Below are 11,423 nucleotides of genomic sequence, written 5' to 3' on the forward strand. Positions count from 1 at the left end.
CGCTACTAATTATTCTGAAAAGAATAACACACCAACAACTACAAGAAGAGAAATACTACTTCGCAGGCTCAAAGCCTACAGGTAAGTACTCTTTAATTTATCCTGATATCTTTTATCCGTAACTGCAGTGTAATAACGCCTCTGTAGACGTTTTCTTCTACTGTGTAGCAAACATCAAAAGGAATACCCTTGGAAATAGGCTTATAGAAATCACTGAGGCCAAAGCCAATGGCATCTATGGATGAGAAACCGTCTTGTGTCAGGCGAAGCTTCAGGTGCGAATCCCCCACCACACGCACACTGCCCGTATCATAAACACATTCTGACACAAATACAGGGCGCATATTACCCGGGCCAAAAGGCTCCATCTGCCGAATGATGTTATAGAAATTTCGGGTAATCTGGCTTAGTTTAATTTTAGAATCTATCTCTATCTGAGGTATCTTCTGCTCCTCGGTAATGGTGCTGGCCACCACCTTCTCAAAGCGCTCCCGAAAGGCCGGAATATTCTCTACTGGCAAGGTAAGACCTGCTGCATACATATGCCCTCCAAACTGATCGAGCAGATCGGCACAACTCTCAATGGCACTATGCACATTAAAGCCATGCACAGAACGTGCGGAACCAGAAGCTTTCCCGTTCGATTCTGTTAATATGATAGTTGGTCTGTAGTATTTCTCTATGCAGCGTGAGGCTACAATACCAATTACACCCTTATGCCAAGTATCTTTATAAAGTACTGTAGAAGTAGAACTGCGCAGAAAATCATCTTCCTCTATCATCTGCAGTGCCTCTTTAGTAATATTGCTGTCTTTCGTGCGACGCTCCTTGTTAGACTCATTAATGATGTCTGCCATTTGGAAAGCCTGCTCCTTTGTCTGTGCCAGTAGCATGCGCACAGAGTTCTTGGCATCTCCCATTCTGCCCGCCGCATTTATACGCGGTGCGAAGCCAAACACAATGCAGGAAATATCCATCTCACTGTTTAACCCTGCCAGTTCTTTTAACGCTGCTAAACCAGGGCGCATAGGTTGTGGGCCGTTTAACTGGCACAGGCCATAGTAGGCCAGAATCCGGTTTTCACTCGTAATAGGTACAATGTCGGCGGCTATGCTTACCACTGATAAATCCAGTAGCTGGTCCACTTCTTCCTGATCTATATCATTCTGAAAGCAGAAAGCTTGTATCAGTTTAAAACCCACTCCACAGCCTGACAGTTCTTTAAATGGATAAAGACAATCCGGACGCTTTGGGTCAAGCACAGCCACTGCCTTAGGGATATCCTCGTCCGGTAAGTGGTGGTCGCAGATGATAAAGTCGATGCCCAGGCTGGATGCGTAAGCTACCTTATCAGCAGACTTAATACCACAGTCGAGGCTTACAATAAGAGAAAAGCCTTGTTCGGCAGCCCAGTCTATACCCTGCTGTGATACGCCATAGCCTTCTTTATATCTATCTGGAATATAGAAATCAACCTGATGGGTGTACTTGCGCAGAAAACTGTACATAAGCGCTACAGAGGTAGTGCCATCTACATCATAATCTCCATACACAAGTATCTTCTCAGAGTTGTGCAGCGCTTCATTCAGGCGATTTACAGCTAGGTCCATGTCTTTCATCAGGAAAGGATCATGGAGGTCTTCTAGCTTAGGACGAAAAAAAGCTTTTGCTTCTTCAAAAGTACATATCTTACGTTGGCACAGAATACCGGCAAGGGTTGGACTAATTTTAAGGTTTTGAGCCAGTTGTTCAACTACCTCTGCCGGAGCCTCCTCATTATATACCCACCTTTTCTCCATATATTTCTGCTACACTAAGCTAATCTTACTTGTTCCTGCAAAGGTAGCTAATTTAAGATGATTTTGGGGCACGGGAACAAAGCCTAGCCAACCATTCGTTTAAAATTTATATTTTTGTAATGCTTAATTAAACCAGAACGTGAAAAAACTTAAGGACCTTCTAGAAAAGTACGGAAACTATTCGCTGGACTTAATCATGTACGGCTTCTTTTTCTTTTTTCTTCTTTTGCTGTTTGTCTTCTTTGGCTGATATTTTTTAAGGCATAGAAGAACCTAGACCTAAGAATACCTTAAATATTTCCGCTTTCAGAAACACTCTTTTAAACAGTCTATCAATCCTTTATCTGTTGTTAACTAACTAATTTACAACAGCGTCTCCACGTAGTTTCCTGAAGCGTTTGCGTGCTTCCGCTACATAAATACTTCCCTGGTGCTTCACTAACAGATCGTTATACAGTTGCTGTGCTTTCTCCTTATCCTGTAGGTTTTCCTCGTAAATAAAAGCCATTTTATATAAAGCGTCATCGCTTAAAATATCATATTGCGGATTGCTTACGATCTTCTCCAGATTTGCCACCGACTGATTAAAATCACCAACACGTTCGTAAATACTTGCTTTCTGTAAATAAATTTCATCTGTCAGGCTATGGCCCGGAAATTTCTGCAGCATTTCATCCAGCTTTGTCAACGCTTCGTCTAATTTGTTCTGAAACACCAGTAAATCGATAGCTGCGTATTCCTGCATTGCCACCGTTGAAGTATCTAAACCGGTATTATCGGTAATAAGCAGGCTCAGGTCCATAGCATCATTTGCTATTTCGCGGCTGGTGGCAAGTTTCAGGATATCCAGATATGCCTGTGCAAGTTCAAAGTCTCCTTTGTAATAATTTAGCCGCGCATTACGCAGCTTAGCCTCATGCCCTATAGTTGTTTCTTTATGAGATTTCTCTACCTGCGAATATAACAGTGTACTCTCCCAGGGTTCGCCTTTCAACAAGTAAATATCACCAAGCGTAAGTTTAGCATCCGCCACCAAATCAGGTTTTGCCCGGGGCATACTAATAGCCTCCTGTAGTAGTTCAATGGCTTTGTCTTTTTCATCCAGATGAAAAGCATAAAGATCTGCCATGTGCTGCAGAGCTTCCACTGTCTGATCATTCTTGCCTACTTCTGACAACAGGGCCTCGTAATCTGCAATCAGAGCACGTATTTTATCCATATCAACAGGGAACGTATTTTCCACCTGTTCCTCTCGGGCATTTATCAGGCGATGCCTTGCTACCAGGTAATATGGCCCCTCCGGATATTCATTCACAATATATTCGTAAGCCTCAACAGCTCCCTGATAGTCTTTATTCTTAGCACTTATTGCTCCTAGCTCCATTACACGCGCTCCGCCGCTATGCGTTCGCTTATCCACGGCACGCGCCTGCATTAAGGCTCCGTAAAAATCTTTGCGCTGTATATAGAGCCAAATCAGCAACTCATTAAAAGCAACTTTATCCGGCTGCTCCTGCACTCTCAGAATAAGCTCTTTTTCTAAAGCATCATATCCATCTTCATCGCGTAGCGTGTTCTGCAACATGTTCCGTACATAACCCAATTCTTCTTCCCGCTCCTGCAACATATTCAGGGCCTCAGGAATTAAGCAGTTACTTTTGCGTGTGTAAGTATAGAGGGCTATAAGTGCCCTGTTGTACTCTAAAGGGTTTCCACTAAGCTCCCGTCCCCGCAAATAAGCTTTTTCAGCATAGTCATATAATTCATTTTGTATGAAGGCACTAGCTACCATTATCGTTTCCTCTGGCTTCATCTGACTTAGTAACTTATCAAAGTGTTTTTCTGCAGCAGATTTATCTCCTGCCGCCTGGTACACCAGCCCCAGGTCGACAGCATAATTAACTGCACCAGGGTTACGTTTCATAGTATTCTTCACCAGCTTTTCCGCTTCCTTATAATTTCGCTGAGCAAGCAAAGTTTTCAGGTAATCGGGGTATACGACATTAAACAGCCGCTCTCGTTCTATAATTTTGCTATAGATGTCTTCAGCTTTAGTATAGTCTCCTTTGCGGAAATACTCCCGGGCTAGTTCCAGGTCCTGTGCCTGTGCAGTAGCAACAGCAGGTGCCACAAACAATAGCAGAAAAGAGAGTAGTAAGGTATAATGTAGTTTAACAGCCATAGGTATTGATTAGAACGTAAGCAGCACCAAAGTTGATATTTAATTACGTTTTAGAATTTATAACGGAGATTAATATACTTATAAACAACAAAAGAGCCACCCTTAATTCAGAGTGGCTCTTCCTTTTTATGAAATCTCTTCTCTTCCGGAGATTTAGAAAAATCTTACACGGTTATCTTTAATATCAGCTTTCTCTTTGATGGCCTCAAAAGCATTATTCTCAGTACGGCCAGAACGAGCATTAACTAACTGTTGCTTCACAGGCGCTAAGTCTGCTGCTTCTACAGGTTGGTTCAGTTGAGCCAGTTCTACAATCATTACGCCGCTCTGTCCTTCGAATGGAGCAGTTCTGCCACCTTGCTTTAAGCCGAAAGCTTTACCAACTGCAACAGGCTCCACCCCTACACCTGGTATTGTAGCAGAAGCAAATGTTACATCGTCAGCAGTTTTTACCATCGCTTCCGGACCGTAGCTTGATGCAATCTGATCTAAGGTAGTACCTTTAGTGCCTTTAAGTTTTTCAATGATCTGCTGAGCTTTTACTTCGTTACGAACAGCAGCAGTCAGTTCTTCTTTGATATCTTCGATAGCTGCATACCCTTTCTCACGTTTACCAGTAAGAGCTGCTACAACAAACTGATCTTCTATTTCGAATACAGGAGAAACATCACCAACATCAGTATCTTTAGCATAAGCCCAACGCACAAGTTCACGGGCATTATTCAGGTTATTTACTAAGATGTTATTTTTACCAATGTTAGCAGCTTCCTGTCTTGCTAATGCTTTATTCTGCTCTACATTTGCTCTGAATCCTTCCAAATCATCACTTGTACCAGACAACTCATCGGCAGTTCCATAAGCAACATCACGAGTAGTCTCGCTTGGCTCGATGGCACGTTGCACAGCAGCAACTTTATAAGACTGGTTTGTTTTAGGAGCCGTTATTTTTACAATATGGAAACCATATTCTGTCTCTACCAGGTTTGGTAACAAACCAACAGTGGATGCTCCAAAAATGGCATTTTCAAACGCTGGAACCATACGGCCTTTTGAGAACCACCCAAGGTCACCACCGTTGGATGCAGTACCGTCAGAACCATATTGAGCTGCCATTTGAGCAAAATCAGCACCACTTTTAATTTGTGATAATACATCCTGTGCTTTTTCCCTTGCAGCGGTTTTTGCCTCCGGTGTATCATTTTCAGGTCTGATCAGAATATGGCTTGCTCTTACGCTTGCATCACCTTCTTTAGCATCCATTACTTTATAAACCGCAAAAGTGCCGTTATTTGTATAAGGCCCGTATACTTTACCTTCCTCCAATGGAAGTTGTGAACGCAGTTGCTCTGGCAACTCGCCCGGAGTACGGTAAGAACCATCGAAAGGCTCGTCAGAGTTAATATTTACGAAAGCAGAGTCGTTGGTTGCATTAGCAAACTGTTGTGCAACAGTAGCTACTTCCTGCTGATAGAAAGTGCTGTCTTCTTTTGAAGCAGCAACCGGGATGGTTACAAACTCAATAGAACGACCTTCTTCTACTTTATAAAGTTCTTTATTACGCTGATAATAATCTTTTAACTGAGCATCGGTGACCTGTACAGAAGAATCAGGTATGGCGTAATATGGAACGTACAACAGGTTTACAGAAGCTGTGGCATTCTGAGCATTGTAGTAACTTTTAGCCTCTGCGTCAGTTACATAAACAGACTTACTAAGCAGGTTTGCATATTTTGTCTGAAGCCTGTCTGACAGAATACCTGCCTGAAAGTTTGCCCACATCGGACGCGCATTTGGTCCCATCTGGTCCATGTTCTGCAGGTACTGCACCACTTGGTTACGATCGAACTCCCCTGTTTCCGGGTTGGTGAACGCTTGTTTTACCGCCGGGTGAATATTATTGCCCTGCACCATATCAACCAGCTCTTCTTCGGTTACTTTAATGCCAAGGCGATCATACTCCTTTTGTAAGGCAATTTTAAAGATTAGCTGGTTCCAGGCCTGCTCCCGAAGCATAGCCAGTTCGTTTTCAGTAGCGGAACGGCCAGTTTGTCCTTCGTAATTAGCTCTTATTTGCTGGAATACCTGATCAAACTCCTGATAATCTATCTCTTCACCGGCAATCTCGCCTATTGTGTTTGCGTCGTTGCCTAAAAGCCTTGAGTTTGGCCCAAGCAGGTCTCCACCCACTACAAATATACCAAGCCCAATGGCAATGGCGCCTACTGCCCAACCAGACTTCTCTCTAATCTTGTTAATTAATGCCATTATCTATTTTAACTTATAAAAGGATTGTGCAAAATAAGGTTAATCGTGCTAAAATTCAAAATTTTGTGTGATTGAGTTTATTAATCAGCATCTGCCTGAAAATCTGGGATTTTAACAAGCTTCACCGCATTAATTCTATTCTCATCCATGGTGAGTACTGTTATGTTATAAGGAGACACTTCTACCTCATCACCAGGCAGAGGAATTTCCCCAAAAACTGATAGTACCAAACCTCCCAAAGTTTCATAATCTCCTTCCGGAAGATTTAGTTCATATTTTTCGTTTAAGTAATCAATCTCATGGCGACCGCTCAGATAGTAGATACCTTTATCAGGTATTACCTGCTCTAGCAATGTATCATTAACATCATACTCATCTTCAATTTCACCAAATATTTCCTCAATAACGTCCTCCACTGTAACAATACCTGATGTACCTCCGAACTCGTCTATCACCACGGCTACGCTCCGGTGTTCCGAAACAAATTTAACAAACAGTTCACTAGCCAACATACTTTCTGGCACCAGACTAACAGGTGCCAGGATATCTTCTATAGCCTTGGGCTGCTTAAACATAGCTAACTGATGACAATAACCAATTATGTTATCAATTGATTCTCTGTAAACTAATATTTTTGAGTGCCCTGTTTCTACAAATGCTTTTCTGAGTGTTTCTACCGATTCCTCTACCTCTACAGCCTCAATTTCTGTTCGCGGCACCATACATTCCCGTACTTTCACGTTTTTAAACTCCAGCACATTATGAAAAATCTCAGGATCTACCTCCGGCACATCTTCCCGCTCCGGATGATACAGACGGTTTTTCAGAAAGGCATTAAGATCTGTAAAGCCAAATACAGGCTTTTGCTCCGAAAACTCAATTTTAAATACTTTCTCTGCCATCCATTTGCTGAGTTGTACCATCATGTACACCACAGGGTACAGCAGGTAATAAATCAGCAGAATGGGCACTGCCAATACCTGCAGCATGCGGTTGGGATTAATGGTAAAGAGACTACGTGGAAGGAATTCGGCAGTGAACAAAACTACTACGGAGGCAATAACAACCTGAATTGCCAATATACCAGGGCTAAACTGCAATGTAGGTGGTAGGTTATGTGTCAGCAAAGCATGTAACACGCTGGCTATGGCGAAACCATACAGCACCAGCGCCAGAATATTTCCTATTAACGCGGTACCCATCAGGCGGGAAGGCCGTTGCAGTAGGTGCATTAAGATTCTCCCCGACAATTCTCCGTTCTTCTCACTCAGCTCAATTTGTAATTTGTTGGCCGCTAGAAAAGCCATCTCTATGCCAGAAAAAAAAGCTGAAAACAGCAAAGCTACCAATAACAACAGTATTTGACTGGGGTCTATCATGTATTGATTGATACTATAAGTTTAGGCGCTCCTCTTTTTGCGATACCAGTAGATAATACACAGTATAAGCATAATCATAAAGATCCAGTAGTTACCGGCCACATCCTGTTCTTCAATGCTTCTGTGGATACCAATAACCATGGCAACAAACGCCAACGATAATAAAACTGTGTTAAGTAATTTTTGATTCATTATTCTTCGTCAAGATAAAAGGAACCTGTAACCTTATGGAAGGTATAAGGGAAGAACTGCTGGTTAGTCTCTAAGCCATGTCCCATCACTACCTTTTCAGGCGTGGTAACTGTCACAAACTTTTCTGTATAAAGCCTATCTTTATTTCTGTCCCAAAACAGTTCCTCTGTTTCGAGCTTTTGTTTTCTTTCCAGATTATCCATTATCACGTTGCCCCGAACAATATAAAAGTTCTTGTTCTGCTGCTGTTCTCCATAGTTTGCACGCAAGGTTGAAGTAAGCTGGCCTGGTTTATCATAGAACTCTATATACAAGCCATCCGGAAATATGATATTCCCATTTTCAAACTGTTGCTGTACAGGTGCCTGTAATTTCATGAGCAGCTTAGCTGAATCGCTATACAGCGTAACAACATCTTTATTCTCCATCAGCGGCCCTGAATACTTGATCTCTTTATCAGGATCCTTTAACTCTTTCTCGCACCCAAAACCAGTAAAGGCAAGTATTGTTATTATTCCTACTATCCACGCTTTGCGCATAGAACAATTTTTGTTTTCAGTTGTTGAAGATAACAATATAATTTAAAAGCCTAACCTTAAAGACTTTACACTTTAAACTAAGCATTTTTAAAGCAATATTCCTGCCATAAAAAAAGCCGCTCCAAGAACGGCTTCTTTTATTATTTAATGCTTTTTAACATGCAAAAGTTTATTCTAACCTTCGTTTAATAAACCATCTGCTGTTTATGGTTACACCTATATTAAACTTCAGGTAATTTTCTTTGATAAGGTCATTACTAGTATTACCACGCTGCCCATAAGCAAAAGCAAGGTTCAACTGATACATGTCGTAAATAGTTGACATACCTATAGGTAAGGTAAAACCTGCAGTTATACCCTTGTCTTTAACCTGTTCTCCATTAATCTGATATGGAGTGTTCTCATAATATAAGCCGCCTCTGTACGTAATGCGCTTAAAGTAACTATCAATGGCATTGGCATTGGGTGTAAACTCAGCACCCACCGCAGCACGATGGCTGTCAGCAAGGTCCTGTCTTCCATCAACGGTTCTGAACTCAGACCATTTCTGCGTATAATAATCTGCAGCAACAGTAAAATTTGAGCCATTGTCAATGCTTACCCCAACTCGTAAGCTCGGCGGCACATTTACACTGCCACTGGTGCTATCTGACAGCACTTCATCACCTACAGGTTCATCATAAATTGATCTGCGTTGGTAAGAACTTGTATGCTCTGCACTCCAGTCTCTCTGAAAGCTATAAACTGCGCCTGCACTTAAGTTTAACTTGTCAGTTATTTTTTTTCTATAGTTCGCTCCGGCCCTGAACAGGAAATCGCTATAATGCGTCCGCTCACTATACACAAGCATCTCTGTACTAAGGCCAGATAATGTCGTATCCTGCACATAAGAAGAAGACTCTTGTGTTAGATTACCAAATATATAAGAAGCACTGGCACCTATGGTAAGTCCTCCTGCCACTCTGAAACCATGTCCAAAGTAAATTTCAGACAAGCCGCCTTCACCTGAGTAAAGCCTTTGCACGACCGCTGGTGATCCCGGAAGAGATTCAGCAGCACCTGTAATTTCATAGTCCATAGCGCTGTATGGCCTAAGGCTGATAGCTGAGGTCCAACGTTTAGAAAGAGGTACTCCCAACGTTACATTAGCCAGGTTAGCATCTCCGTCAGTTTGTGTATTACTGCCGTTGTTCAAGGTTTTAACCTGCCCGGCAATGCCCATATCAAAAATAGTAATGTTATTGTAGTACAGTAAAGCCGGGTTAGCAGTGTTAATCTGGAAGCTATTACCAGCGCTCACGCCTGTACCGCCCATACCTGCATTCCTAATGCCGCCCAAATTATAGTTCATTTCCCCCAAACCATATCGGGAGTATGGAGTATTACCCATACCTTGTGCCTGTGCATTTTGTACCAGCAGGCATAGTACGGCAAAGCCCATCAGTACTTTTAGTATTTTATACATTATGTGCTAATATTCTGTGAAGTCCGATCAAGACCAATTCAGGAATTACAAAGATGCGTCCTTTTAATTTACTTTCAAAAAATCCTGCGTCGCCTCCGCAAAGTATAACCACCAGATCAGCTGCTTTTTCGGCATAAGCTTGAATAAATCCATTTAACTCAGCAACTGTACCAGCCAGTACGCCACTCTGAATTGACTCTAGTGTGGTTTGTCCTGTAAGCGGAAAATCATGGGTAATTTGCTGTACTAACGGCAGACGTTCTGTAAAAGTATGCAGCGCCCTGAATTTCATATTCAGCCCTGGTGAGATACCGCCGCCATGATAATTGCCAAGGCTATCTATAAAGTCGTGTGTAATACAGGTTCCTACATCAAATATAAGGCAGTTGTGCCTGGGATGAAGATAATTAGCACCTACAGCACCGGCAATTCTGTCAGCACCCAGCGTTTGCGGTGTTTTATATAAGTTAGAAACAGGCAAGGCTGTCTGTGCCGAAAGCTCTAAAATGCTTCCAGCTACATCCAGCCTTGACTTTATATTCAGAGAACTTTCAGCCACTGAGGCAACAATAGCATGATCGAACTGCTGTAGCAAAATAGATGGCAATTGCTCCGTCGAAGCAAAAAAGCCTTGTTTTACTAAAGCATCATCTTCAAAGATGCCATACTTTATGCTTGTGTTACCTATATCAATGGCGACGCTCCGCATGTGCAATTACATAAAGAACTTCAGTCTGATAACTTCTTTTTCTGACAAGTAACGCCAGTCGCTACGTGGAATGTCTTTTTTGGTTAAACCAGCGTACTGTACTCTGTCCAGCGTTACTACCTCGTAGCCTAAGTGTTCAAAAATACGGCGCACAATGCGGTTACGCCCAATATGTATCTCTAACCCCAGGAACTTGTTAGATTCACCGATCAAGGCGACATCATCTACTTCCGCTTTACCGTCTTCCAGTTCTACGCCTTCTGCAACTTTTTTAAAGTCTTCTTTTGTGATAGGTTTATCTAATTCTACCTGATAAATTTTTTTCACATTGTTAGATGGGTGAGTTAGCTTTTGGGCCAGTTCGCCATCGTTTGTAAAAAGAAGTAAACCAGTCGTGTTACGGTCCAGGCGGCCTACCGGGAAGATGCGCTCTGTTGAAGCTTTTTCCACCAGGCTCATAACTGTTTTTCTTCCTTCCGGATCGTCTGTAGTTGTGATGAAGTCTTTTGGTTTGTTCAGCAGCACATACACCAGCTTCTCACGGTTTAGTACTTTTTTGCCATACTGTATCGTATCCTCTGGTTTCACCTTAAAGCCCATCTCCGTTACCACATCACCATTGACCCTGATTTCGCCAGCTTCGATAAGGCTGTCGGCTTCGCGGCGGGAGCAAACTCCGGCATTGGCAATAAAACGGTTCAAACGGATAGTACCATCGTCTTCGTCGTCTTTACGGTTGGTTTTCTTGATGCGTGGGTTATCCTTATAGCGGCTCAAGTTATAATCTGGCGTTTTGGGATCAATTCCAGAGCTACTATTATCTGAACCTTTGCTAAATTTATCGCTACGGTTAGAGTTAAAAGGCTTTCTATCGCCACCAAAACTGCGTTTCT

General features: G+C 42.4%; 9 protein-coding genes. All 9 read right to left on the reverse strand.

Annotation, left to right across the window (positions count from 1 at the left end):
* Window positions 1-92: 92 nt before the first annotated feature.
* Window positions 93-1,799 carry a single-stranded-DNA-specific exonuclease RecJ gene (gene recJ / locus LN995_RS09640; RefSeq protein ID WP_229960726.1) on the reverse strand — a complete coding sequence of 569 codons (1,707 nt, stop codon included), beginning with the start codon at window positions 1,797-1,799 and terminating at the stop codon, window positions 93-95.
* A gap of 358 nt (window positions 1,800-2,157) precedes the next feature.
* Window positions 2,158-3,981, reverse strand: a complete 1,824-nt coding sequence (locus tag LN995_RS09645) for a tetratricopeptide repeat protein (RefSeq protein ID WP_229960728.1) — start codon at window positions 3,979-3,981, stop codon at window positions 2,158-2,160.
* Window positions 3,982-4,134: 153 nt separating this feature from the next.
* A complete protein-coding gene (locus LN995_RS09650) occupies window positions 4,135-6,246 on the reverse strand; it encodes a peptidylprolyl isomerase (protein WP_229960730.1) in 2,112 nt (703 codons plus the stop codon).
* 80 nt (window positions 6,247-6,326) lie between these two features.
* On the reverse strand, window positions 6,327-7,625 hold the full coding sequence (locus LN995_RS09655) for a hemolysin family protein (protein ID WP_229960732.1): 1,299 nt from the start codon (window positions 7,623-7,625) through the stop codon (window positions 6,327-6,329).
* A gap of 21 nt (window positions 7,626-7,646) precedes the next feature.
* Window positions 7,647-7,817, reverse strand: a complete 171-nt coding sequence (locus LN995_RS09660; protein ID WP_229960733.1) for a hypothetical protein — start codon at window positions 7,815-7,817, stop codon at window positions 7,647-7,649.
* Entirely contained in the window at window positions 7,817-8,356 is a 540-nt protein-coding gene (lptC, locus tag LN995_RS09665) for an LPS export ABC transporter periplasmic protein LptC (RefSeq protein WP_229960735.1), read from the reverse strand. Before lptC ends, LN995_RS09660 begins: the two co-directional genes overlap by 1 nt.
* Before the next feature lie 169 nt (window positions 8,357-8,525).
* Window positions 8,526-9,821, reverse strand: coding sequence for a hypothetical protein (locus tag LN995_RS09670; protein ID WP_229960737.1), 1,296 nt, complete (start codon window positions 9,819-9,821; stop codon window positions 8,526-8,528).
* Complete coding sequence (locus LN995_RS09675; protein ID WP_229960739.1) at window positions 9,814-10,530, reverse strand: type III pantothenate kinase; 717 nt, start codon at window positions 10,528-10,530, stop codon at window positions 9,814-9,816. Before LN995_RS09675 ends, LN995_RS09670 begins: the two co-directional genes overlap by 8 nt.
* Before the next feature lie 6 nt (window positions 10,531-10,536).
* Window positions 10,537-11,423, reverse strand: an 887-nt coding sequence (locus LN995_RS09680) for a pseudouridine synthase (protein ID WP_229960741.1), incomplete at its 5' end; no start/stop codon positions are given.

Origin of the sequence: Pontibacter silvestris (genome assembly GCF_020907275.1) — a bacterium.
GTDB classification, from domain to species: Bacteria; Bacteroidota; Bacteroidia; order Cytophagales; family Hymenobacteraceae; genus Pontibacter; species Pontibacter silvestris.